At 48.2% G+C, this 23,223-nt stretch carries 23 protein-coding genes and 1 pseudogene; 2 read left to right on the top strand and 22 right to left on the bottom strand.

Annotation, left to right across the window (positions count from 1 at the left end; translation table 11 throughout):
• Positions 1-9: 9 nt before the first annotated feature.
• Positions 10-849, top strand: a complete 840-nt coding sequence (locus LI091_RS10220; RefSeq protein ID WP_118511075.1) for a MerR family transcriptional regulator — start codon at positions 10-12, stop codon at positions 847-849.
• A 237-nt stretch (positions 850-1,086) separates the two neighbouring features.
• Here the strand turns inward: LI091_RS10220 and LI091_RS10215 are convergent, their stop codons facing one another.
• From LI091_RS10215 to LI091_RS10165, 11 genes are all read right to left on the bottom strand, one after another.
• Positions 1,087-2,496 carry a relaxase/mobilization nuclease domain-containing protein gene (locus tag LI091_RS10215; protein ID WP_265191155.1) on the bottom strand — a complete coding sequence of 470 codons (1,410 nt, stop codon included), beginning with the start codon at positions 2,494-2,496 and terminating at the stop codon, positions 1,087-1,089.
• An 88-nt stretch (positions 2,497-2,584) separates the two neighbouring features.
• Entirely contained in the window at positions 2,585-2,875 is a 291-nt protein-coding gene (locus tag LI091_RS10210) for a CD1845 family protein (protein WP_005361132.1), read from the bottom strand.
• An 85-nt stretch (positions 2,876-2,960) separates the two neighbouring features.
• Positions 2,961-3,305 carry a plasmid mobilization protein gene (locus tag LI091_RS10205; protein WP_154255845.1) on the bottom strand — a complete coding sequence of 115 codons (345 nt, stop codon included), beginning with the start codon at positions 3,303-3,305 and terminating at the stop codon, positions 2,961-2,963.
• Complete coding sequence (locus LI091_RS10200; RefSeq protein WP_265191143.1) at positions 3,302-4,000, bottom strand: hypothetical protein; 699 nt, start codon at positions 3,998-4,000, stop codon at positions 3,302-3,304. The genes LI091_RS10205 and LI091_RS10200 overlap by 4 nt, the downstream gene beginning before the upstream one ends.
• Positions 4,000-4,920: a DUF4316 domain-containing protein gene (locus tag LI091_RS10195; protein ID WP_265191142.1), complete on the bottom strand. Its 921-nt coding sequence runs from the start codon at positions 4,918-4,920 to the stop codon at positions 4,000-4,002. Before LI091_RS10195 ends, LI091_RS10200 begins: the two co-directional genes overlap by 1 nt.
• Positions 4,921-4,933: 13 nt before the next feature.
• Positions 4,934-5,527, bottom strand: a complete 594-nt coding sequence (locus LI091_RS10190) for a hypothetical protein (RefSeq protein WP_442860782.1) — start codon at positions 5,525-5,527, stop codon at positions 4,934-4,936.
• 190 nt (positions 5,528-5,717) lie between these two features.
• Positions 5,718-6,086: a cysteine-rich VLP protein gene (locus LI091_RS10185; protein WP_154252842.1), complete on the bottom strand. Its 369-nt coding sequence runs from the start codon at positions 6,084-6,086 to the stop codon at positions 5,718-5,720.
• Positions 6,087-6,091: 5 nt separating this feature from the next.
• Positions 6,092-6,475: a hypothetical protein gene (locus LI091_RS10180; RefSeq protein ID WP_154252843.1), complete on the bottom strand. Its 384-nt coding sequence runs from the start codon at positions 6,473-6,475 to the stop codon at positions 6,092-6,094.
• Positions 6,472-8,580: a DNA topoisomerase 3 gene (locus tag LI091_RS10175; RefSeq protein ID WP_265191141.1), complete on the bottom strand. Its 2,109-nt coding sequence runs from the start codon at positions 8,578-8,580 to the stop codon at positions 6,472-6,474. The genes LI091_RS10180 and LI091_RS10175 overlap by 4 nt, the downstream gene beginning before the upstream one ends.
• Positions 8,581-8,583: 3 nt before the next feature.
• Entirely contained in the window at positions 8,584-8,709 is a 126-nt protein-coding gene (locus LI091_RS10170) for a DUF3789 domain-containing protein (protein WP_081017347.1), read from the bottom strand.
• Positions 8,710-8,774: 65 nt separating this feature from the next.
• On the bottom strand, positions 8,775-9,284 hold the full coding sequence (locus tag LI091_RS10165; RefSeq protein ID WP_005361115.1) for an SLOG family protein: 510 nt from the start codon (positions 9,282-9,284) through the stop codon (positions 8,775-8,777).
• 149 nt (positions 9,285-9,433) lie between these two features.
• On the opposite strand from LI091_RS10165, the gene LI091_RS10160 reads away from it, so the two are divergent.
• A complete protein-coding gene (locus LI091_RS10160) occupies positions 9,434-9,748 on the top strand; it encodes a helix-turn-helix domain-containing protein (protein ID WP_005361112.1) in 315 nt (104 codons plus the stop codon).
• A gap of 119 nt (positions 9,749-9,867) precedes the next feature.
• Here the strand turns inward: LI091_RS10160 and LI091_RS10155 are convergent, their stop codons facing one another.
• The 11 genes and pseudogenes from LI091_RS10155 to LI091_RS10105 all read right to left on the bottom strand — a co-directional run.
• Positions 9,868-10,281, bottom strand: coding sequence for a dUTP diphosphatase (locus LI091_RS10155; protein ID WP_005361111.1), 414 nt, complete (start codon positions 10,279-10,281; stop codon positions 9,868-9,870).
• The gene (locus LI091_RS10150) at positions 10,278-11,045 is read right to left on the bottom strand and encodes an FAD-dependent thymidylate synthase (RefSeq protein ID WP_265191154.1); all 768 of its coding nucleotides are present in this window, start codon (positions 11,043-11,045) and stop codon (positions 10,278-10,280) included. Before LI091_RS10150 ends, LI091_RS10155 begins: the two co-directional genes overlap by 4 nt.
• A complete protein-coding gene (locus tag LI091_RS10145; RefSeq protein ID WP_173016810.1) occupies positions 11,041-11,358 on the bottom strand; it encodes a hypothetical protein in 318 nt (105 codons plus the stop codon). Before LI091_RS10145 ends, LI091_RS10150 begins: the two co-directional genes overlap by 5 nt.
• A gap of 82 nt (positions 11,359-11,440) precedes the next feature.
• Positions 11,441-12,439: a nucleotidyl transferase AbiEii/AbiGii toxin family protein gene (locus LI091_RS10140; protein ID WP_005361105.1), complete on the bottom strand. Its 999-nt coding sequence runs from the start codon at positions 12,437-12,439 to the stop codon at positions 11,441-11,443.
• Positions 12,436-13,053, bottom strand: coding sequence for a DUF6088 family protein (locus LI091_RS10135; RefSeq protein ID WP_040446582.1), 618 nt, complete (start codon positions 13,051-13,053; stop codon positions 12,436-12,438). Before LI091_RS10135 ends, LI091_RS10140 begins: the two co-directional genes overlap by 4 nt.
• Before the next feature lie 181 nt (positions 13,054-13,234).
• Positions 13,235-13,717 (bottom strand): hypothetical protein, encoded by a 483-nt coding sequence (locus LI091_RS10130; RefSeq protein WP_154255840.1) that lies wholly within the window; start codon positions 13,715-13,717, stop codon positions 13,235-13,237.
• A gap of 62 nt (positions 13,718-13,779) precedes the next feature.
• Entirely contained in the window at positions 13,780-18,681 is a 4,902-nt protein-coding gene (srtB, locus tag LI091_RS10125) for a class B sortase (protein ID WP_265191139.1), read from the bottom strand.
• Positions 18,682-18,720: 39 nt separating this feature from the next.
• Entirely contained in the window at positions 18,721-19,833 is a 1,113-nt protein-coding gene (locus tag LI091_RS10120) for a DUF4366 domain-containing protein (RefSeq protein ID WP_154255838.1), read from the bottom strand.
• Complete coding sequence (locus LI091_RS10115) at positions 19,823-20,068, bottom strand: DUF4315 family protein (protein WP_040446576.1); 246 nt, start codon at positions 20,066-20,068, stop codon at positions 19,823-19,825. The genes LI091_RS10120 and LI091_RS10115 overlap by 11 nt, the downstream gene beginning before the upstream one ends.
• Positions 20,069-20,086: 18 nt before the next feature.
• Entirely contained in the window at positions 20,087-22,765 is a 2,679-nt protein-coding gene (locus tag LI091_RS10110) for a CD1108 family mobile element protein (protein WP_265191138.1), read from the bottom strand.
• A 33-nt stretch (positions 22,766-22,798) separates the two neighbouring features.
• Positions 22,799-23,223: pseudogene (locus LI091_RS10105) on the bottom strand (VirB4-like conjugal transfer ATPase, CD1110 family); the annotation flags it as partial.

Here is a 23,223-nt window from a genome sequence, read left to right as displayed (position 1 = left end):
GGAGGATACATGAAAACAGTAAAAGATGTGTCGGATATAACCGGAATAAGCATACGGACACTTAGATATTACGATGAAATAGGCTTATTGAAACCGACAAAACTAACTGAATCTGGTTATAGGCTTTATGATAATAAAGCACTGGAACAATTACAAGAAATTATGTTCTTTAGAGAATTGGAAATTCCGTTGATGGATATTAAAAAAATTATGGAAAATCCGAATTATGATAAAGAACAGGTTTTATTAGCTCAAAAGAGTTTTCTGGAAAGAAAACGCAACCGATTAAACGGAATTATTGAGTTGATAACAGATGTCATGAAAGGAGTTAATACCATGAGCTTTGAAGCATTTAACAATGACGATATTCAAAAAATGTTAGACCACACTTTAGAAACTATGTCTAAGGAGGCACTTGATGAACAAGTAGCTAAATATGGAAGTAAAGAAAAATATAGAGAATATTTAGCCAGCGGATTTGCAAATGAACAGGCAATGGCAGATCTGGTTAAATGGTATGGAAGCAAAGAAAAAGCAATGGAAGCGATTTTGCAGTCTACTGGAAAAGCAGATGAGTCCAAGCCCGAACAGGACGAAAATGATAAAATCTATAAACAGTTCATGTCAGCCAAAAAGGAAAACAATGACCAGTTAGCAAAAGAAGCGGTTGTCATGCTTGCTGAAAATTACAAGAAGCTGTTTCATCTGGATAACGCAAGAAATATTCTTCTCGATTTGGCAAAAGAATATCTGGCACATGAAAAATTAGCGGAGGCAGCTGATAAACAGTATGGCGCAGGTTGTGCTGAATACATCGGAAAGACAATTCAAATGTATTATGGCATTTAAGTTTTAACGGAGAGTGTAAAAGTACCGGGTACAGAGAAGTTTAAGCCTCTGTATCCGGTGCGTTGCTTATTGGCAAGCAATGCAATCTTACGTAAGATTGCGTATTTAGCAGAAATCCCGTTCCCGGAATTCCTGCTAAATGCTTGTTGGTGACATATCCCCAAACCCCTGAGATCATTGCCGATGGCAATGGCTGCGCGTTCCGTTGGAACGCTAAAAACAAAAAGCTGACAAACCTTATTGACGGGATTTTTCTGTGCTGCGCTGCGGTTGTGGAGGGGAAGAAATCTCCAATAGATATTCCACATTAGCCCGAACATTATGAAGTTCTTTCATATCATTTCTGGTCTGCTTATAGGCAGAATAGGCTTTCCGTTTTTGTTCCAGAAGATCGGTGTATTCCTCCCGGAGAGATTTGACAGAGGGGAGCTTTTGGATTCCCAACTCGTCAAGATGATTCTTTGCCGCCTGGTGCAGCAGAATTTCAGACTCATGTGCTGTTCGGTATTTTTTGCTGTACCCGGCTTTGCGATATTCTACATAGACAGCCCTCGTTTTCGCATAGTTTACGATCTGCTTTTGCAGCTCGGCATTGGCGTTCATTTTTGACTCCAGATCTTTGATCTGAACGGATAAGGTATTGAAATTAGTGGTAGCGGCGTTGGCTTTTTCCAGAAGATCCTCATAACCCATATCGCCATGTTCTTTTAAGTAGAGCACTGCCTGGGAAAGCTGCTTTAGGTTGAACACTTTTGCCCAACGCTCATAACCAGAACCCTTGCCGGAACGGATTGCAGCTTCAATATCAACCAGCAATCCAACTTTGGAAACCGGTTTTTTAGAAAAGGCATGGCAGGGTTTTACTGCCCGTGTACCGGCAATCCGTTCTTTGATGGCCTGTTCTGTATAATCGCCTTTGAGTGTGTCACATCGGGTATAGTTTTCCTGTCCCGGAACTCGGAACCGAAGATGTTTTCTTTCACGGTTAACTTCAATCCCGGCAGCCTCCAGCTTCTTTAGAAGTTCCTCAAAATCTTTTGGCTTTTCCTCTAATGCAGCATCAATAACAATACGTATCTGCTCCTGAAAGGAAGGCTGCTTTTTATTTCCCAGCCATGTGCCATAATGCTCCCGGCTGGGTTTCGGATTTTCTATAATCGAAAGACCATGTTCCAAACACAGCTTGTCATTCATTCGCCGGATTGCCCAGGTAGAGCCCCAGAAGTTGCGAAATTTTTTCTGACAGTCCAGTGTAGTAGAGTTGATAATGATGTGATTATGGACATGGTGCTTATCTACATGAGTGCAGACGACAAAGGCATGGTTTCCTTTTGTGAGCTTCAGTGCCAGCTCCCTGCCGATCTGATTGGCTTCTTCCGGCGTAACTTCGCCGGGCTTAAATGCCTGACGGAGATGGTAGGCGATCACATCATCCGCACCCTGATTTCTGCCGGTCAGATTTGCATACTGTCGTTTGGACAGAAGGAACTCTGCATCAGCAAGCCGGGTATCACACTCATAGCCATAAATGAATTTTCCAAAATCGGTTTTCTGAGGATTTTCCACATAATCAATAATATCTGCAATCGCAGTAGAGATGTCCCGACCTTTTCCTACATGCAGAGGCATCAGTCTTGTGGTCGCTATTTTCGTCACCTCCTTAACTTAATTTCAATCAGAGAAGTTATAATTGCAGAAAAAGAGCGGGGCTGCCTATGCGCCCCGCCAAATCTGCTTAACCAAATATAAAATCCTTTAAGGCACTGTTTGCCCCGCCAATGATCCCTACCAGCCATGCAGCCGCCAGAGGCAGACCGTATGGACTGATAAGAAAGGCGATCATAAGCCATGCAAGACCCGGCAAAAATCCTGCGACAAAGAACAGCACCAATGCCGCCAGAAAGATGATCCCGGAAAGAATCCCAAGTACCGCACCGGAAAGAACCACTAAAAACTTACATACCAGATAAAGAATCCCCGTAACCAGCATAAAGGGAAGTGCCAGTAATTTACCTATCAAACGCATACGCTTTGCCTCCTTTCAGAAGGGCATCTGCCCTTATAAAAATTTTACCGTGACGGCAAAAAGAAAGCAACGGCTTTCCGGCTGTTTATGAAATGTTTGCAAATCCCCGGATCAGTTTATCCATGCCATCCCAAAGGTTGTCCAGACGGGTGCGGATGTCCTCTATATCTGCGGCATAAATACTGCCGGTCTCATTGGCCCGTCTGGTATATTGGTTTAAGTTATTGGAACAAATGCGGAGAAGCCGGATCATTTCTTGAATGTCTCCCATATCAAGGTGAATGATGTAACCGTCTACGGCCATCTTTCGCAGATATGCCGACAGGTTGGTAATGCCAAGTTCCGCCATGCGTTCTTTTACCAGTTCGGCCTCCGCTTCGGACATGACAAATTCGACGCGGACGGATTTTTTGTTATGCCCGCCCTTCATCGTTCCAACCCTCTTTTATGAGATGAGACCTCTTGCGTCGAAACCGCCGTCTTTGCTTTTTTGAGTTTTTCCCGCAGGGTGGTCTTTTCCAGCTTATCAAGATATTCCTCCAGATTTCCGGCTGTCGCATGATGGCTGCGTTTGAGGCGTTCTCGTTTTAGAATCATCATCAGCTCCGGCTCATTTTCTGGCAGATAAGCCATTGCTTTAGGGGCTCCATGCTCTGGCATAAGCCGGTTCATAAATTGTCTCCGTTCCTGATAGGGAATCGTGATAACATTTCCATCCTCAAATGCAACGGCTACATTTCCGATTGGACAGGTCAGCTTTTTCATCCGTTCCACATGTTCTCTGTAATTTAGCGGATAGAGATCGCCAAATATTTTTCCGTCCCTGACTTCTTTCAAAGAAATGGCATAAGCCAAAACAGGATCATTTGTCTGTTCCTGGTAAAACCGCCACACTTTGTTTTCATGGCTGCCTTCCAGATAAACTTCCCATTCACGCAGGGTATAGGTTCCGCAGGGGCGTGACATCCAAAGAAGCTGTTTATCCTCTGAACGGTCTGACACAGCCAGTTTTGAGATCAGTTCTTTATCCAGGTCAAAGTCCTCTTTATAATGTTGGGTATGAAGATCTACGATACGGGAAAGAGCACCCAGAAGATCTACATCCTCAAATCTTACCCCGGCCATCAGCGTTCCCTTTCCGGCACAAGAGGGATCATCTGCCTTGCTTCATGTTCCGGTTTGTCTGCTTTCAGACGGTCCATCAAAGACAGCTTTGTTTCCGGCACCAGCTCCCGGATTTCTTCATCCGTCTGTCCATCTGTCAGATCCGGGCGCACAGGAGGTTCGTTGTTCAGCCTGCCATCCAGCATATTGTAGTTACCGGTTTGTCCTTCCTCATAAAGTTCCGCATTGCGAAGATAACTTTCCGGCGCCTGAAACGGCTGTCCGGCAAACAGGATTTCTCTTTGGGTGGTAAACTGTGCAAGGACGCCATTTTGCAGTCTCGCAAATCCTTCATACTGGCGCAGGGTAAGCCCTCGTTCCAGCATTTCCGTCTGGGTATGCGCCCAGCCTTCTCCATAAAGAAAATAATACATGTCGGGCTGATCACAGACAAAACACAGGGAACCGTCCTGATTGTCATAGTAAGATGGCTGCATATCCTGGTAATGGCAGCGTTCCTCACGCCCCAAATACACACGGTTGTCCGCACCCAGCATAGCGACCATACCCACGTAATTACTATGAACCGCAGAGCGGATTTCTACCAACGGATCTGTTTGAGAAGGAATCTGTCTGCCCGGAATCTCATTTTGTTTTTCCGCTGCATCATTTCTTGGTGTCACTTCTTCATGGCTGCGTGCATCCAGCTCCGATTGAGATGTTCCTTTCCGAACAGCACCGGGTTCCGGTTCTTTTTCTTTCACATAGTATCGGACATTTGCTGTCGTATGCTCGTTGGCTTCCTTTGCATAGTTTTCAGCATCGGCTTTGCTATCAAATTCCAACGGTTTTCCATTTTCCTTGCACCAGCTTTGTGCCGGTCCGAAAATAGAAGTGCTGCTTCGTACCGCCCATACACCATAGGTCAGTTTCTTTTCCATTCCGCATCCCTCCTTATCGTTCCTGCTGTTTGGAAGTTTGTTGTTTTTTTACCGAGTCTACCGGTTTTGTTGCTTTTAGCTGCTGACGGAGAGAATTCTTATGCTCTGGTTCGGAATCTGTGATGTTGACATATTCGCCAATGATACAGAGCGCTTCTCCATAACTGCCGGAAGCAAATACCCGGTCAGACATCTCTTTTGCCTGTTCTTTCAGACCATGCTCCCGCAAAGTACGGGAAGCAATACCCAGCAGATTAAAAATGTTCCCATCTGCTCCGATCAGTGGACAATCCGGTTTATCTGCCAACGCTTCCGGTGTTTCTATAAATCCGCCTAAATAATTCGGCACAAAGTCCGACAGCCATGTGCCGCCATAGACTTCATGGGTCTGTAAACGCCACAGGGCAAGTTTTCCTATATCCAGTTTCACATCATCAAACGGGTAAAGCAAACAGGTTAGTTCGCCGAGCTGAAAAGCAGCCACATTCTCAAACTGACAGCCATCTTTCAATATGCCTGCATGTGTCAGCATTTCATTGATCCCGTCCACCCACTCTGTCAGATCCCCGCCACAGCCCTGTAAAATCAGCCCTTCCTTATCTGACATACGGCGAAGGTCCTCTGCAGTAATCGTGTTGATATTCAAAAAATCGCCTCCTATCGTTTTTGTTAAAATATATGTTTGTCCGCAACTTAACCTCATTTCAAAGCACCGGAGTATTCTTATACAGCCCCTTAAAAACAGGTGCGAAAAACCCTTGAAAATCAAGGACTTTTGGGGCTAAGTTGCGTACATATCATAGTTGGTTTTGCCGCTTCCTGCGTTTGCGTTCCCGCTCGAATTTCCGTCTTGCATAGATCCGGCAGGCATCAGAACAATATGCCTGGCTAGTCGTAGGAAGATATGCTTTTCCGCACACAGGGCATATTTTCTGTCTCATGGAGGTGTCCTCGCCGGTAATGGCTGATTTCAGTGCTGCATCCACCGGCAGCACCGCTTTTTCAAAGTACCTGCAATAAGCGCCGGTCCACCATTTATTCAGCATATAGCAAGGACTGTCCAAAGGAAGGCAGATCTTATCCTGAGAGTCATAGTTAGCGCAAAGCTCCGTAACCAGCTTTCGGATCGCAACCCGCTCCGAGCGGTTCAATTCTCTCTCTGCCATAACGCCTACCTTTCCGGGGCACTGCTTTGCCGGCCGCTGGAAATTCCGGTTGTATCAGTAACATTCCTGGACTGTGAAAGGGCATCGGCGATAGAGTTCCGCTTTTTTTGTTTCGGTTCATGGTAAATAAAAAGTTCGTTTTCTCCAGGCACATACAATAAGCCATTTTCTTCGCAGCGGAAAACATCACATTCTTTGTCGGTTGCGACGGTATAAAAGCCTTTGTAATCATAAGGTGCTTTTTGCCGATCCTGATAAGTACACAACCCTAAGTTGGGGTCACTTGCCAGCCGTTTCGATATGGCGAAAAAGTCGCCTTCTTTTTTGTGAAATTTTCGTATGGGCGTGAAGTGATAACCGCCATATTCAAAGGTTTTTCGATCGCTCATTTACGCCTGCCTTTCTTTATGGGAAATTCCAGCTTGAAATTTACATATTTACCGCCGGTATCATCCAGGATCACTTCCGCATCATAGGTCTTTCCTGTTTTTTCACTGTAAAGCCCGGACATAGAAATACGGCCCTCTTTCAAAAGAGCCGCTGCCACAGACTTTGTGATGGACTTTTTCTTGCTGGAAAAGAAACGGTTATCTTTCCAAAGAGCAAAACAACATTCCCTGTTGTTGCAGAAAAACCCTTTCTTTCCTTCATATACCGGGGCGCCACAGCGAGGACATACCCCCACGGCTTCATGTGCAGTTTCTCTGGAAGAAGGAAACAGATCCGCAAAACATTTCTCCGGGGCGGTATGTTCTTTTACCAGCGTCCGGCTCATATCTGCAATCTGATCCATAAAAGACGTTGCCGACAGTTCGCCATGTTCCACTTGTTTCAGCATAGATTCCCATTCTGCAGTTAAGATGGGAGACTTGATATTGTCCGGCAGGACTGCAATCAGGTTCCTTCCTTTTTCCGTAGGAATGAGCTGCTTTTTCTTTCTCTGTACAAATCCGGCAGAAACCAGCTTTTCCAGTGTTGCCGCACGGGTAGCCGGAGTACCCAATCCTTTACGCTCGGCATCTTCCGGCATATCTTCCGCACCGGCGGTCTCCATAGCGGACAGCAGCGTGTCCTCCGTATAATGTTTCGGCGGTGAAGTTTTCCCTTCACGGAGACTTGCTGACACAGTTTCAAAAGTCTGTCCTTCCTTCAGCACAGGGAGAGCAGCATCTTCGTTTTCTCTATGTTCCGTTTCACTCTGCCTGATACTCATACGGTGAATCCGTTCCACCTCTTTCCAACCGGACTGTAAGATGGTCTTTCCTTTTGCCGTAAAAGTATATCTCTGGCAGTCTAACATAGCGGTGACCGCTTCAAACCGGTTTGCCTGCGTTGTGGCACAAAGCAGTCTGACGGCAATCAGGGTAAGCACATCCCGCTCCCCGGAAGGAAGCTCTGACAGGTCTGTCCGTGCAATCTCCACAGTTGGAATGATGGCATGGTGGTCGGTCACTTTGCTGTCGTCTGTTACCCAGTCAATGTCCGGTTCTCCGGCGCAGCCTTTTCCAAAGGGCATATTGTCACGCAGCCACAGGATCAGGGAAGCGGCGGTTGCCTGCATGTCCTTCGTCAAATACTGGCTGTCCGTTCTCGGATAGGTTGCCAGCTTCTTTTCATAGAGAGATTGCACATAATCAAGGGTCTGTTGAGCCGTATAGCCATAAATACGGTTACATTCCCTTTGCAGAGTTGTAAGGTCATAAAGGCGGGGAGGCTGTATGGTTTTTACCTGCTTTTCCACAGAACGCACAAAAGCGGAGTTGTGGTCACAGTCCATACGGATTTTTTCAGCCTCGGATCGTTCCGTCATTTTTTCGCCGGAAGCAGTAAAACCTCCGCAGGTGATCTCCGGCACATAAAAAGGCTTGCTGATGAAGGATTCAATATCCGACTCACGCTGTACCAAAAGTGCCAGCGTCGGTGACATAACACGGCCGACATTTAGTGTGACACCATACAGGACAGAAAAAAGCCGGGTGGCATTGATCCCGATCAGCCAGTCGGCTCCTGCCCGGCATACTGCCGCATCATAGAGCTTATCGTAATCACTGCCGGGACGGAGATGGTCAAAACCCTCACGGATCGCCGCATCCTCCATACTGGAAATCCAAAGGCGTTCCATAGGCTTATTACATCCGGCATATTCATAGACCAGACGGAAGATCAGTTCTCCTTCACGCCCGGCATCCGTAGCACATACCACAGAATCCACTCGTTTGTCCTTCATCAGCCGGCACAAAAGAGCAAGCTGCGTTTTCTTATCCTTTGGAACTTCATATTTCCAGTTTTCCGGCAGGATCGGAAGATCCTCATACCGCCATTTGGCGTACTGTTCTTTGTAAGTCTCCGGCTGTGCCAGTTCCAAAAGATGTCCCACGCACCAGCTCACCAGATAACCGGAACCTTCGAGATAACCATCTTTTCTTTCCGTTGCGCCTAATACTGCTGCCAGTGACATAGCAACAGAGGGCTTTTCTGCAATCACAAGTTTCAATTTTTATTCCTCCTTCATAGTTTCAAATTCTTTATCCGCAAGTTTTCCGGTTTGCATAAGACACATCAGCATAACGCCGGAAGCCATTCCTCCGGCAAAGGTAAGGAAATGTGAAATCAGGTTCCACATAAGCATTCCTCCTAAAAATGGGTAAAGAAAAACGCCCACTTCAAAGTGAGCGCATCAACAGGTATCTATTTTGTTTTTGGTTTCAAGTGATCCGGCAGGACGATCTCTCCAACCGGGATTTCCCGCAGTTCCTTTTTCATCCGGTGGGTGAAGCGGATCGTCTTTGCCGTACCGCCGGTTTCCCGTCCGTCATATACAGCGATCACTCGGTCGGAGTGCTCCACCATATAGCGGTTTCTGTGGGAGTAGACGCTTGGGAGATATTTTTCCTGTATGACAACAACATCCGCACAAGCCTCCAGCAGTTCACGGGTTCTTGTTTTCTTATTCAGGCTGTCCAGACGTTTGCGGTAAGGGATCACTGCGATCAGCTCCAGCGCCGGATTGGTCTGCTTTCTTTCCAACACCAGCTCTGCAAAATACTGATCCACGCCATCTGCAAAGCTACTCATAAAACAGGTAAATCCATCTGTAACGGCAGCATCGATCTCATGTTCCAAAGCGGCTTTTATTTTGTTGATCTCATTCTGCGGTAAATCCCTGTGTCCGGTAACACAGCAGGTCTTTCCTTTCATCGGTCATCCCTCCATCTGATAGGTAAAATTCTTCACTTTTCACATAGTAATAGATTTTATTTAGCAAGTCAACGATAATACCCTTTTTCTCTTTGCGGATAATAAAGGGGTGTAAGGTACAATCTATTACAGAATGGGAGGTGAAGGCGATGTATGAAGATTTTGTCCCGGAACGATTAGCGAAGCTGCGGACACAGAAAGGAGTTTCCGCACGCGATATGTCTTTATCGTTAGGTCAGGCAAACAACTACATCAATAATATTGAGAATAAAAAGTCACTTCCCGCTATGCAGTCTTTTTTCTACATCTGCGAATATCTGGGTGTGACACCGCAGGAATTCTTTGATGAAGGAAATACCTACCCGGAAACCTTAAAGGAATTCATTGCAGAGGCAAGACAGCTTGATCCTCAATCCATGCAATATATCCTCGGTATTATGAAAGAACTCAATAGCAGAAAGTAAGCGGTCACGGTAAAGGCCGCTTTTTTCGTGACTTTCTTTATTATATTTTATAATGTTCTCGAAATGTCCGCTCCCTATACCGATAAGTATTCAAAAACTGTTCCCCAAACAGCCTTTTTCTATTCGCCGGTACTGCCAAAGCTGCCGGTTCCTCGTTCTGTTCCCAGATCGGTTACAAAATCCGCAATGACGATCGGCGTGATCACAAGCTGCCCGATACGGGCTCCCTTAAAAAGAGACTGCGCCTGATTGCTTACATTGCTGATGATCGCATGGATCTCTCCACGATAGCCGGAATCCACAGGCGGCAGTTCACAGACCAGACCTTTTACCGCCATGCTGGTACGGGGAAAGATATATCCCGCATATCCATCCGGTATTTCCAGTCCAAAGCCAAGAGGAATTTTGGCGATTTCTCCGGGCTGTAAGGTACAGTCATAGGGCAGATAAACATCCGCTCCGGCATCATTGCCATGCGGACGGTAAGGACGCTGGTGCTCCGGTACGCCAAAGTCGATCAGTTTTATTTTCATCGGCAGCCTCCTTCCCAAAGAGCAGGATAATCTTTTTCTAAAATATCCTCCGGCGTCATATCTGCCTGCAGTTTTCGCCCGCAGGTCATTTTACCTTCCAGACATCGATCCATCTGACAGAAAGGCCCGGTCAGTGACGGGGCAAACAAGGCAGGGCTTAGGTCATAAAGTTCTTTCCAGACCTTTAACAGCACGATCCTTGTTTCATCTGTATTTCTCCGGCATACCCGCTGGCTGATGATATGTTTCCACTGATAAGGGGTGGCGCTGATGAGCAGTACATTCCGTAATCCCTGGGGCGTGGCATAGCCGGCCGCATCGTGCCCGCTTCCGGCAGTGCACAGGGTTTCATAACATTCCATGCTTTCATTACAGCTTTTTAAGTACAATTCCCGTACCACTGCCGGAGCCGTCATAATAGAATACGGGACAGCGAAATCCGCCTGTCCCGTATAGTTGCTGTACTGCAGCGATGCACTCATAAATTTTACTTCGTTCTGGTGGCGGGTGATCTGCGCCAGAAAACGCCTGCTGGCGCCGACAATGGCTACCGTGATCACCGCAAATTTCTGGATGGTAGGATGGGGAAGCGCCCCCATAGCTGCTACTGTCTGAACGCTGAATGATTTTTCGTAGAGCTCCATCAGGTCGTCCATTGAGGCAATCTTATGTCCCTGCTGGGTAAGCCTTGCCGCAAAGACCATGTTTTTTTCTGCTTCCGCTACCGCCTGGCAGTTCAAAATTTTTACTTCAATCTGTTTAATTGGTATGTCCCTCCTTTACAATCGCTTTCAGTAAGAACAGATAGTTAAGACTGTCTGTGATCTTTTCGTCCCATGTGTCCATCGGATAAACTGTTTCCTCGGCAAAGCACATATCGTATAGAGAAACAATATGCTTTGCCAGCATACCGGCAAGGGCACGCTGGGGCGTTGTATGCTGTAAAGCTGCCGCTGCCTTAAATGCACCCAGCCGGTCCGGGGCATCCCCGGTGTATTCTTTGGTTTTTCGTTTCAAGGTATCAGCACAGAGCCGTACCTGTTCGTCAAAAACGGCATTGACTTCATTTTGCGTAATATAGCATCCCTCCTTTGAAAACAAGAAACCGGCTATTCTAAAGCATCTTAGAATAGCCGGCAAATAAACGGATATGTAATTGTTATAGTGTATTGATCTCTTTTTCCAGTTCCCGGACCGCTGCTATGACTGTCTCAAATGTCGGAACATCTCCATACAACATATCCTGCATAGAGTTATAGTCCGCTTCCAATGCTGCGAACCGGTATTCCGGCGGGAGTAATTTTAATGTGCCCGGCACAGCCTCCGGGTACTTCGCCCATGATCTGGGATAGAATTTCATTTTGAAATCTACAACTTTCTTCAGGAGATCCAGCCTGGAAAAAGCAGCTTCTTTGACCGGTGTTGCAGCCATGCGGTAGAGATCATAATAATGTCTGGAATACCGCTGCGGCATTTCCAAATGTTCCGGTCTGTTCGCTTCATGGTGCAGGATTGTGGCTTTTTCCCAGAAGGTCCGTTCCGGGGCAACGGTAAGGATTGCAGTTTCTTTTTGCTCAAAAATCTTCGGATAATATTTTGCCGCGTATGGTTCGATCTGCGCTGTTTTTGCAGGAGTCCACGCTGCCAGCGCACCAATCTCTAAACGGATCACCTGTAAGGTCGCCGTATTTGTAAAAAGGTGCGGATAGGCGAAAATGACCGTCTGTTTATCCTTTTCATCTATGTAGACATTTGCTTCACAACCGATTTCCTGGGATAAGCCGGCTTTGACTGCCGGGCAGAATGTTTCGGACAGAAATACCTCCGCACGCGCATTGGCTTCTTTGTTAAAAGCATCCTGTTTTGTATTGGAACGTTTCTCCCATGGTTCATCTTTGCCATATCCCAATACACGCCAGTCCAGAATCAAATCAATATCTTCTGAAAACCGGCTGATCAGGTGAAAGGCTTTTGAAAGGCTGGTACCGCCCTTAAAGGTGATGGACTCTTTCCATGGTGAGCGGTGAAATAAATAATCCAGCGTAAAACATACCCAAAAGTCTTTTTCTACAATGGCATCATTCAGCCCCATTTTATCTGCTGTATTTCTGAACAGCTCCCTGCGGTCGTTATCTGAAAGTCTTGCTATATTTCTCATTGTACCTTTTCACCTCCACAAATCTGCCGTATCGTATCGTAAACCCAATCCGTAGACTCGGTTGCTTCCTTCAAACAAGCCTGTTTATCCTTGGCTGTCAGTTTTTCGGAAAGCATCTGTATGACTTCTGGCGTAACATTCGATCTGCCAAGCGTTTTTAATGCCTGTATAACCAAACTTGTCATATAGGACAATCCGGTAATCTCTTTATTGGTCCGGTGCTTAAATTCCAGCTTTGTAGAGTTCCACTCGTAGGTCTTATATGGACCATCGCTGATATAGGACCATACTGCTGTTACCTGTGTTGAAAGACCTAACAGGTTCAATGCTGTATTCCCACATGGGGCAATCGTCCAGTGATAACTTCGTGCCAATGCGTTCGCCACCGCTTCCGGGTCTGCCGCCACATATTCATCCAGAAGTTTGCTATATTTTGGTTTTTCATAAACTCCTTTCAAAATACGGCGCAATGTTCCTGATTGCACTAAACGACTTAAACTTTGACGAATAGTGGATGTATCTGCAATATCCGCAAAATCAGACATCACAAAAACAGTTCCATCTTCAAGAGAAAGAACACGCTCTCGTATTCGTTTTGTATATCCGTTGTCCACAATACCGCCTCCCTTCATGTCACGAATATTATATATTATTCGTGACATGATTGCAATAGGTCCTATTCCTCTTATTTTGAGTGTTCCCATTAAAAATCTGATTTATACATCAAAAATCAAAAATTTTGCAAGGCAGTACAGTTTTCATATATGTCACATATTTTATATATTATTCGTGACATCAGGCAGTTGGCAGGTAGATCCAGTCGTGCATCAGGCACACGCTGGGTTCATCCTCCCTGGGAACCAGACGGTAGGTACATTCCCCATAGACCGTGCGTTTGTCCTCGATCTCCATGCCATAGGCTTTATAAAAGCGGTATTCCAGATTGGAGATAATACAGCGCAGGGTTTGCAGAGCCTCCCTCTGAGCTGATACGATCAGGTCACGGTCAATGCTGCGCTTCAAAAACAGCAGCGATTTGTAAAGCTGTACCTCTGTGCGGTAAGGGCGGCAGTCTTTCGTTTCCAGCCATCCGCAAAAAGCGACCGGTCCGCTCTGGATCACACTGCGGTCCGGGTGATAATACTCATAGCAGTCCAAGTTTGCCGTATTCAGAAGATAGAGCATTTCCCGGACTTCATTTTCCGGCATGTCATAAAACCGCAAAAGCGAGCGGTAAAGATGGACATAGCCGAGAATGGAAATCATGGTATTTACCATAAAATAAAATCCTCCTTGTAAACAGCAGGTGCGGGAGCTTTTGCCCCCGCACCGTCTAGAATCTATATTTCGTTATCTACTTTCACGAGTTTTCCCATGACAAGGAAGCGTCCTGTGCCGCCCGGCGTACAGGTAGAAAGGGTCAGTACCTTATCGCTGCAGATCACAGTCACATCACTTTCCACCGCGGAACGTTCCTTCATAGCTGTAAGCCAGGTAGTATAAGCACCGTCATCCTTCCAGGAAAGCTGCCAGGGAGAAGTTTCACTGCCGGATTCTTCCGGCTTTGCTGCAAACGCCGCAAAGATCTCCATGACATAACCACCCTTCGGAGTAACGAGATACATCTGCCTGTGGGTATCAAAGTAACTTTGTTCATCGTACCGGTTCAGCAGAGCAAACATGGAACCATCCCGCATATTATGGCCGTAGACGATCGTATTGCGGTCTGAAAAACCTGCCTGATTTTCATAGTCGGCAAACAGGCAGCCAACCTTGTTGTAGGTCCCGTCATAAAGATGGTTCAGGTAATACTCGTTGTTGTCAGTCTGCGTCACCGGATAATTGAGCACCGTATCAGGAAGGGAAAGCCATCCGATGATGTCCGGTCCATTTTCACGGAGCGCTTCAAAGTCTACCGAAGGCAGGACAATATCGGCATCGTCCTGTTTTGTTTCCGTTGGATCGGTTGCCTGTTCCGGGGAGGCTGTCTGCTCCGGTACTTCCACATATCCGGCAAGATCCTGATAGGCATCTTTACTCTCGGCATACTGGTTTAAGTCACGGAACACCAAAAAACCGCTGCCAAAAGCCACCAGAACGCAGAGTGAAAGGACAGAAATCCCGACAGCCGTTCTTTTCGGGGAAGTCCTGCTGTATTTTCCCTTTTTGAAATAATACACAGCAAATACGCTGCCGCCAATCAGTGCGGCTGCCAACAGTCCGCCATATAGGAAAATATACGGATCATCCCCGGTCTGCGGTACCGGCTTTTGAGGGGTGGAAGGATTGGACGGAACAGAAGGTTTTTCCGGCTTCCCCGGCTTTTCCGGTTTTTCATTAAAGAACTGGACCGTAGATGTCTGGTCAGCTTTGATCTCCACCGTAGCGGCATCAGGGATGATGTAATCCTTGCTTGCCCGGTTTGCAACTTCTGTTACGGTATAAATACCGACACGAAGGCCCTTTACTTCAATTACACCGGATTTTGGAGTGGTGAATGTCTCGCAGTAGGAGCCGTCCGCGCTCTTGACCTCGATGGCAAAACCATCTTTGCGCCCGTCGCTGGAATCCTTTGTGATCTTTAAGTTGCCACGGTAAGCCTCATTGGTAAATCCGTGCCCGGCTTCTCCATTTTCCACAACTGCGACCTGTCCATCTTCTGTGATGGAAAAATAGTAAGCGTTTGGATCAGGCTGATAGCCCTCCGGCGCTTTGCTTTCTTTTATAAAGTAGCCGCCAGCCAGAAGGTTTTCCGCCGTATGATAGCCTGCATCGGTTTCTTTCAGCGTACCGATCTTTTGATCGTCAGGATCATATTCCTGGTTGGCGTTGGAATCCGCATACAGGTCGAACACCGCACCGGGCAGGAAACGCAGGAAAGAATTCTTGTCTTTCTTATCCTCCTTTTCCACAGGGGAAGGTCCTTCCACAGCTTCGGTTTTAGTTACCTGCACACTGCCGCGGATCAGGGTGTTTTCCACACGGATCTCAATATGCTGTCCGTCTGCACCGATATATACATGGTGCTGCTGCGGGCTTACTGTATAAAGGTCAGGGGCAGAGATCTCCTTGACGATCCAGTGTCCGTAAGGAATATTCTCAAAGGAAAAACTGCCGTCTTTTCCGGTAACAGCAGTAAGCAGTGCATTTTCTTCGGTAAATTCTTCTGTATCAGGTCTAAACAGTCCCATGAGCGCACCGGCCAGCGTGACATCTTCGCCGCCTTCCGGGTTTTCCCCAACTTTTACACCGTCTACACGCCCGCGGAGAAGTTCATTGGAAACAGCCTTGCCTTCATTGACAAGGATCTGTACCCGGGCGGTTTCCTGTCCGGCATATTCAAAGACGACCGGATATTTCTGATCCGAAAGGATATAGGCGCCGTTGGTCGTGCGTTCCTTGACATAATAGCTGCCAAAAGGCAGGTCGGAGGCGAAGGAAGCACTGTAACCGCCGGATTCATCAGACGAAACAGAGACCACTTCCAGAAGTCCATCTGCCGGGATCACGCTGCCATCTGCCGCCGTCAGGTCTGCGGAAGCATAAAGTCCAAAGGAAATATCCTTATATTCCTCGTTCATGCCAAGACCGAACAGGTCATTGGTCTCCATTGCCTTGAAAAGTGTGACATCCACTTTCTGTCGTTCGTCATAAAGACCTGTTGCTGCCTGTGTGACCTCCACGGTCTCACCCGCATAGGTCAGATCCACATATTCCGGTTGAGGATTCAGCACACAACCGGAAGGAGCCTGACGTTCCTCCAGACGATAACGGCCAAGATAGAGAAGCCCGCTTTTCGCTGTGCCGTCCTCGCCGGTCGTAAGGGTTTCCACAACCGTATCTTTTGCTGCCCGCAAGGTACCGTCACCGGTATAAATATCTTCATCTGCGATCACGTCATAGACCGCTCCCGGAAGTCCGGCAGTCTCATACACAGGCTGGTACAGTCCGTCGTTTTCCTGGATAGAAGCAAATACTTCTCCGGTCTTTGTGATGGTAAGCTGGCCTTTCTGCGGCATATTGTACTGAGTGACCGTCACAACCGCCTCGCTGCCGTCAATGGTAAACGGTACCGGCTGATCGGAAAGCACATAGCCATAAGGGGCAGCCACCTCATAAAGTTCATAATCCCCGGCGGCCAAAGGCTCCGGCAGCATCAGCCAGCCCTCGTCAGAAACATAGAAGGTATCCAGTGTTTCCGGGTTCGGATAGTAGACTGTCTGGGTGATAAATTCCCCGGTGGAAAGATCCTTGATCTGAAAACCGGTTCCGGTCACAGGGATAATCTTTCCGGTCTCTGCGTCACATTTTTCAACTTTCAGACGGGCTGTGATGGTGCGGTTGTTCAGAATATAGCTATAAGTCTTTCCGTCAGAGGAAATGAATACCGTAAAGTCCGGGACAAAGGCTTTGCCTTCCTCGCCTGCGATCTGATGGACCGTATAATGCCCATAAGGAAGCGGTTTACTGGAAGCAAAACCATCCGCATCCGTGGTAAGAAGGTCACGTTCACTTTCCTTTGCCGCGTCATAGCTTCCGGCTGCCTTTAAGTAAACTTCAAAGACTGCGCCTGCTTCCGGGCGTTCGATGATACCGGCATTGGGATCGTCGGTATTTTCGTCCTCAGGCACATCCGGGTCCAGGTCATCGGTGTGCTTGACAAGCTGGATATTTCCGTAAATAACCGTTTCCGTCACCTGATTTTCTGTGGTATTGAGTTCCACTTCATACTGGGAAGGGGATGCACCCACCTCATAAATAGTTTCATTCAGAAGATACCCGGTGCTCGGTTCGATTTCCCGGATCGTCCAGCCATCCCCGCATACATAATAGCGGGTCATAAAGCTGCCATCTGACCCGGTAGTATAAGTGTCGATCAGTTCGCCATCACGGAAGATCCCATAGGTCGCCCCTGCAAGAGTGGCATCCCCCTGAGCATTTCCGGTGTCAGCATCACTCTTTACCACATGGACGCGGAATTTCTTCAAGATATTGCTGAAATGTACCGAAGAAGTCTGCCCGCTTTCAATGGTCACGTACTGTGCGGAAGGGGTCACATAGCGGTCCACCGGAAGTTCTTTTACCAGATAGGTTCCCGGCAGGAGCTTCTTTTCAATCTGGCCGTTTTCTCCGGTCGTAACTTCCTCATTGACTTCATTTCCCAAAATGTCCGTACCGGAGATATGGAAGGTGATACCGGAAACAATGGCGTCCTCACTGGTCTTGACAAGTTTTGCAGTACCGTAAGTTTCCGTTTTGATCTTTACAAAGAAGGAAACCGGATCGCTGGCGCCGGTCATCATGGTCTGGTAGCCGGGTCTGCCCCAAATCAGCATGTCGTTTGCCACCGGGATATTCTTTCGGAATTCAAACAGCACCGGGTCCATCATCATCTGCCTGCTGGTAAAGGTGTATTCATTTCCGTTTCTTGTCACAGAAACGCCGCTGCCTTTCAAAGCCTCCAGGTCGATCTTCAAGTTGTTAGTATCTGTGACCGTCAGGGTATAGACCTTTTTTTCAACATCCCATTTCAGTTCCAGTTCCGGTGCTTCGCTTTTCTTAGAAGAAGTAAAGGAAGGGACTGTGGAATGGGAAGCAACCTGTGCCAGAATCCAGTCATAGGCTTTTTCTGCCGGTCGTCCGGCGATCACGCTAAAATACTGGTCGGCGTCTGCGTGGCCGTTTCCGTGGCGGCTGTACGGATCGCTTCTAAGCTGCTGCTGGTATTCCCAGAGGATGATCTGGGTCGCCATCTTATAGTCGTCCTCGTTGATCCCGGAAACAGGGAGCGCCGCACCGGGTTTCCAGCCATAGATCGCAGTCAGGGTGATCCCCCTCCTTGCCTCGGCAGGAAGCAGGTTCAGATATTGGCTGTTGGTCCCGCTTTCTGAAACATAGGTGTTTTCCGAAGTATGGTAAGGAATCCCGCTCTCCACACAGTAAACCTGGTGGCTGATCCCGTCAGAATCCGTCAGCATATAATGCCGGTAAGCATTGCCCCCGGAACTGGTGTGTACGTCGATGGTTCCGTCTGTATGGTAGGCAAGATAGGTGTAAGGCGCCGGGGCGCGGTAGTGGTTCCCATCAGAGCCTACATACTGGTCGCCCAGCCAGGAGCTTGCCGTCTGTCCGACAGACATGGCAAAAGCCTGAGCCGGAAGAAGCCCCAAAATGCTTGCCATACAAAGCAAAAACGCCAACAGCTTGCGAAAGCCGCGGCGTCTGGTTATGATATGTTCCATGAAAAAATCCTCACTTTCATAAAATCTAAAAGGACAGCCTTATTTGCTGTCCTTGTCGTCAAAATCGTCCTCGGAAAGATATTCCGGTTCCCCGTATGCCTCATCCGGGTCAAAGCCTTCGCCATAACCGTCATCCTCAAATTCCGCATCGTCCTCGGCCTGCTGTTTCGGACGCACGATTTTTACATAGTAACCGATTCCGCCGACCGCAAGTAAGGCAACAAGGATAAACAGGATCGTGCCGACGCTGCCGGTTTCTTTCTTCGGCTTTTCCGGTTCTGCCGGTTTTTCAGTTTCCGTCGGCTTTTCTTTTCCTTTGCAGCCATTTAAGTCATTTTTGCAGACCGGGCAGCCGGTATTGACTTTTCCCGCCTCACATTTTTCTGTGCAGCTGCAGCTTTCTTCCTGGGGAATCATGCTCATGCTGCCATTGTTCTTTTCTGCAAGCGCCATCAGGTCGGACTCTGTGACGCCGTTTAAGAAGTAGACATTGTTATCTTCCCGTTTCCCGTCGATCACCAGATAAAAGACATTGCCCGCGTCCGTAGTGATGGTGTAAAACTGTTTTTCCCCATCCGTACCACTGATGTTGTCCTGTACCGTTCCGGTGCCTTCCGGGGTAAATGCACCTTCCGGGACCGCAGAAGTATTTTCCTGCTGTCCGGTACTGTTATCTGAACCGGAAGAATTTCCGCCGCCGGAAGGAGTTGCAACGTTTGAGCCGGAAGGTTTTTCTTCCTTAGGCGGTTTTGTCTGTGTACCGGACGGACTCTGGGGTGCTGCCACAGCAGGTTTCTTTTCAGGAGCCGGTTCTTTGTAATACGGATTATCCAGCTTTATCGCATCAGAACGGTTTCCTGCATAATCCTTTGCGTATATGCTTACCTGTTTTTCTGTTCCTGCATAATCTTTTAGTGCAACCGACGCTTTCCCATCGGTAAGGGAGTTGATACGGTTTTCATCAACAAAGACCGCCTCCACGCCGGATAGATCGTCACTGCTTTCTATTTTCAGGGCATCGCCCTCCAGGGAAGCAGTCAGCGTTGGCGGTGTGGTGTCTTTGGAACCGCCGGCATGAGCCGTTACAGGTAATGCGCTGACACTTACAAGAAGCGTAAGCGCCAGCAGCAGGGAAAGTTTTTTAAGCCTCATGCACATCCTCCTTCTCCTGCGGTAAAATAGTTTCCGAAGGGGCCGCCTGCTGTGATTTCAAAAAATCCGCAAGCTGCTGGGGCGTCAGTTTGAAACTGCGCGCCACCGCCACATAATCGGTATTTTCCAGCTCCGTTTTCTGTTCCTCCAGCTTATGGAGCTTTGCCTGCATTTCCGCAATCTTTGTTTTGGTCTTTTCAATTTCCTTTTCCAGTTTTTCAATTTTAGGATTCAATTTATTACCTCCAATCTGTTAAGGCAGACGCCCAAATGTATAAAAATGCTGCTGCCAGTAGCTTGTATTGATGTTGGCATAAGAGATCGGGTCTCCGCAGTGGATCATCATTCCATTTCCTACATAGATCCCTACATGGCTTGCGCCGCTGGTATTGTAGGTCCCCTGGAAGAAGATCAGGTCGCCCGGTTTTGCATCTGCGCTTGATACCGGCGTACATACACCTAAAAGACCGTCCGCAGTCAGCCTTCCGAAATTCCAGCCGACGCCGCAGTTGTTGATCACCCAGGACACATAGCCGGAACAGTCAAAGGAAGTGGAAGGGCTTGCGCCTCCCCATACATACGGATAGCCAAGATATTTTTCCGCCTCGGCCATCATTGCAGCAAACTGTTCATCCGCAAGGGCTTCCGGTGGAATGTCATAATCGAAGTAGTTTCCTGTGCCGCCTGAACCAACTTCCGGCAGGTGCCGTTCGCTGGTATCGCCGGTATCAGCAAAATACAGGGGATTCAAATACTGACCGTCAACCAGGACTTCTAAATGCAGGTGGGGACCGGTGGAATTTCCGGTATTCCCGACCTTTGCGATCACATCCCCGGCTTTGACCTCCTGCCCGGCAGAAACAAGGATCTGGGAACAGTGCCCGTATTTTGTCGTCAGGGTATGTCCTTCGTATGCCTCGCCTTCAATGGCAACACATAAGCCATAACCGCTGGCATTTCCCGCAAGGGTGACTGTTCCGTCATGCCCGGCAAGGATCTCTGTGCCCTCCGGCATCCCGATGTCCACACCGGTGTGATAGTTCTTTTCCCCGCTGATGGGATGTACCCGGTAGCCGTAGTAGCTGGTCACATAAGGGAGCCAGTTGGTGCCAAAGACATTTTTGACATACTGGCGGTTTCCTTTTGTCTGCAGCAGGATCTCGCAGATCTCTTTCTGGTCTGCGTTCATCCGGGAAACGACCAGGTTTTCCAGAGGTGTGACTGTGAGCTTGACATTTAAGATGCGCCATTCATAAGGCACTTCCTCCTGGGTTTCTTCCCCGGTTTCCGGGTCAACGGAAGTTTCGGTGCGGTAACGGATCTCGGTTTCTTCTGAAAAGGACAGGGTATATTGTTCCTGGAAAAGCTGCCGCAGCACGCTTTCCACTTCATCGTAAGTAAATCCCTGATAAGCAGAAGTCAGATACCCCATCAGCACATACGGGTCATGCTCGATCGCACCCAGGTTATACCGGTATTCGTCATAACCGGGGCGGTCTGATTCCACCCTGTCTATTTCCATTTGCAGATCTGTTTCCCACTCGGTATAGGTAAGCTCCGCCTGATTGATGTCCTGATCGTCTGCAAGATAGGTAGAAGCAGCCAGACTTCCCAGACCGCCGGTCCCAATATTGGAGAACGTGGAAAACAGGGACATGATCAAGAAAATTACCAAAAGGAGAAGCAGGAGGACAAGGCAGATCATAGGGTGCCGTTTGACCGCATGGACAATACCGACGCTGACCCTCTCTGTTGCGACTGCGGCATTTTTTGCCTGTTTCCCGGCTTCACGGGCAGCCTTGGCATACTGCCTTTTCAGTTTTTGTTTCTGCCATATCCGGGCAATCGCATGTTTCTTCAGCTCCGGGTGGTCGCTAAGAGCCTGCCGGTAGGCAAGTCTTGCGTTGGCCTTTGCTGATTTTTGCTGTAATTTCGCTGCCTTTCGGTAGGGGGCAGTTTTATGCCGGTGATATGCCGTGCGAAGCCCCGCCTCGCCCACAAGTTCAGAGCGGTGGGCTGCCTTGATCCCCACATTTTCATCCTCTGCCTCATAAATCTTTTTATGAGCGTAACCAATGGCAGTATTGGCGCCCGCCTTGACCGGACGCAGGGGTACAGGTCCTTTTACATGGGCCTTTTGGGATTTAACCTCCTTTTCAAATTTTAAGTGTTTTTTGGCTTTTCCGGTCTCCGGGTCGGAAACCGTCTCCATGCGCAGTTTCTTCCGGGCCGGCAGACGATTTTGCGCCTGCTCTGCTTTTTGTGTAGTCCGTTCCGCCTTCCGTCTTGCATGGGTGAGCTTTTTATCCTTTGTCTCCGGTGGCAGTTCATCCGCAGTAAATTCCAGCTTGGATGTTTTCGGCGGTTCGCTATCCACACCCTTTTCCTTTTGTGCTGCCTGTTCCTCCGCCTGTGCCGCTTCCTGAAAACGCTGCTGATATTTGTTCCCATGCTGATGTGTCCGATAACGATGTCCCTGACCGGATCTGTCTGTGCCGCTCGGTGGGGCTGATCCTTCGGAAGAAGGTGCATATTGTCCGGTATCATGGTCTGTCACATCCTCTGTTACAAAAGAACGCCTGGAAACCTCCTGCCGGAAATTGCTTCGTCCGTTGTCCTGTGTCGGGGACTCTGTTCCGGTAGCATCCGGTATCTCAAAGCGATCCGAAAAAACATCCAAAGCGGCCGCATAAGCATCGCCCTGTTCCAGCAAGGACACCGGTGTTTCCGGTGATAGCTGGGAAAATTCCGTCTGTACAGGGATGTCCTGCCTGTGTGTCTTGCCGTTGACAGAAGAAGGGGTGTCCCGTGCCCTGCGCAGGTCAAAATCCTGTTCGGTCTGCCTGGCTGCCGGTTGATCTTCCCCGTGGGAATCACGCACCGGCATCCGGGTATCTTTGCGCTTTCTTTGAAACTCCCTGTCGTGTGCCATTGTTCTCACCTCCGATCCATTTTAATTTTTGTCTCACGCTTTGGTCCCCGCTATTTCATCCGGTCTTGTGGTAAGCACACTGTACAACAGTGTGTCCTTCGGGAAGTGGTCCACAAAGGGGATGATCACATTTCCAAAGAACAAAAGCCCCTCGCCGGGACCGGAATGGGTCACATAGGAAAGCTGGTGCGGGGAGATTCCCAGCTGCTTTGCCAAAATCTGACGGTCTCCCTTGGCCTGGTTGAGCATATAGATAAAGTCCGAGTTCTCAAAAATGTTCTCGATCTCACGGGAAGCCAGAAGGTCCTTGACGTTCTGCGTTAAACCTGATGGGATTCCGCCCCATTTGCGAAAGCGTTTCCAGATCTCCACGCTGAAACTTCCTGTCTGCCCTTTCAAAAGAAATCTCGATAGGTCAGACGCTTTCACGCCTTTCGCCCCGAGCCACACCGTGCAAG

The organism is Blautia sp. MSK20_18 (assembly GCF_020553125.1).
GTDB classification, from domain to species: domain Bacteria; phylum Bacillota; class Clostridia; order Lachnospirales; family Lachnospiraceae; genus Blautia_A; species Blautia_A fusiformis.
The sequence above is the reverse complement of the archived record's forward strand: the minus strand, read 5'-3'. Positions and strand labels throughout refer to the sequence as shown.

Excerpts from the sequence above, each read along its gene's own strand:
- LI091_RS10220 (WP_118511075.1), top strand. The coding sequence starts at position 10 with ATGAAAACAGTAAAAGATGTGTCGGATATAACCGGAATAAGCATACGG.
- LI091_RS10210 (WP_005361132.1), bottom strand. The coding sequence starts at position 2,875 with ATGCGTTTGATAGGTAAATTACTGGCACTTCCCTTTATGCTGGTTACG.
- LI091_RS10205 (WP_154255845.1), bottom strand. The coding sequence starts at position 3,305 with ATGAAGGGCGGGCATAACAAAAAATCCGTCCGCGTCGAATTTGTCATG.
- LI091_RS10200 (WP_265191143.1), bottom strand. The coding sequence starts at position 4,000 with ATGGCCGGGGTAAGATTTGAGGATGTAGATCTTCTGGGTGCTCTTTCC.
- LI091_RS10195 (WP_265191142.1), bottom strand. The coding sequence starts at position 4,920 with ATGGAAAAGAAACTGACCTATGGTGTATGGGCGGTACGAAGCAGCACT.
- LI091_RS10190 (WP_442860782.1), bottom strand. The coding sequence starts at position 5,527 with ATGTCAGATAAGGAAGGGCTGATTTTACAGGGCTGTGGCGGGGATCTG.
- LI091_RS10185 (WP_154252842.1), bottom strand. The coding sequence starts at position 6,086 with ATGGCAGAGAGAGAATTGAACCGCTCGGAGCGGGTTGCGATCCGAAAG.
- LI091_RS10180 (WP_154252843.1), bottom strand. The coding sequence starts at position 6,475 with ATGAGCGATCGAAAAACCTTTGAATATGGCGGTTATCACTTCACGCCC.
- LI091_RS10170 (WP_081017347.1), bottom strand. The coding sequence starts at position 8,709 with ATGTGGAACCTGATTTCACATTTCCTTACCTTTGCCGGAGGAATGGCT.
- LI091_RS10165 (WP_005361115.1), bottom strand. The coding sequence starts at position 9,284 with ATGAAAGGAAAGACCTGCTGTGTTACCGGACACAGGGATTTACCGCAG.
- LI091_RS10160 (WP_005361112.1), top strand. The coding sequence starts at position 9,434 with ATGTATGAAGATTTTGTCCCGGAACGATTAGCGAAGCTGCGGACACAG.
- LI091_RS10155 (WP_005361111.1), bottom strand. The coding sequence starts at position 10,281 with ATGAAAATAAAACTGATCGACTTTGGCGTACCGGAGCACCAGCGTCCT.
- LI091_RS10140 (WP_005361105.1), bottom strand. The coding sequence starts at position 12,439 with ATGAGAAATATAGCAAGACTTTCAGATAACGACCGCAGGGAGCTGTTC.
- LI091_RS10130 (WP_154255840.1), bottom strand. The coding sequence starts at position 13,717 with ATGGTAAATACCATGATTTCCATTCTCGGCTATGTCCATCTTTACCGC.
- srtB (WP_265191139.1), bottom strand. The coding sequence starts at position 18,681 with ATGGAACATATCATAACCAGACGCCGCGGCTTTCGCAAGCTGTTGGCG.
- LI091_RS10120 (WP_154255838.1), bottom strand. The coding sequence starts at position 19,833 with ATGAGGCTTAAAAAACTTTCCCTGCTGCTGGCGCTTACGCTTCTTGTA.
- LI091_RS10110 (WP_265191138.1), bottom strand. The coding sequence starts at position 22,765 with ATGGCACACGACAGGGAGTTTCAAAGAAAGCGCAAAGATACCCGGATG.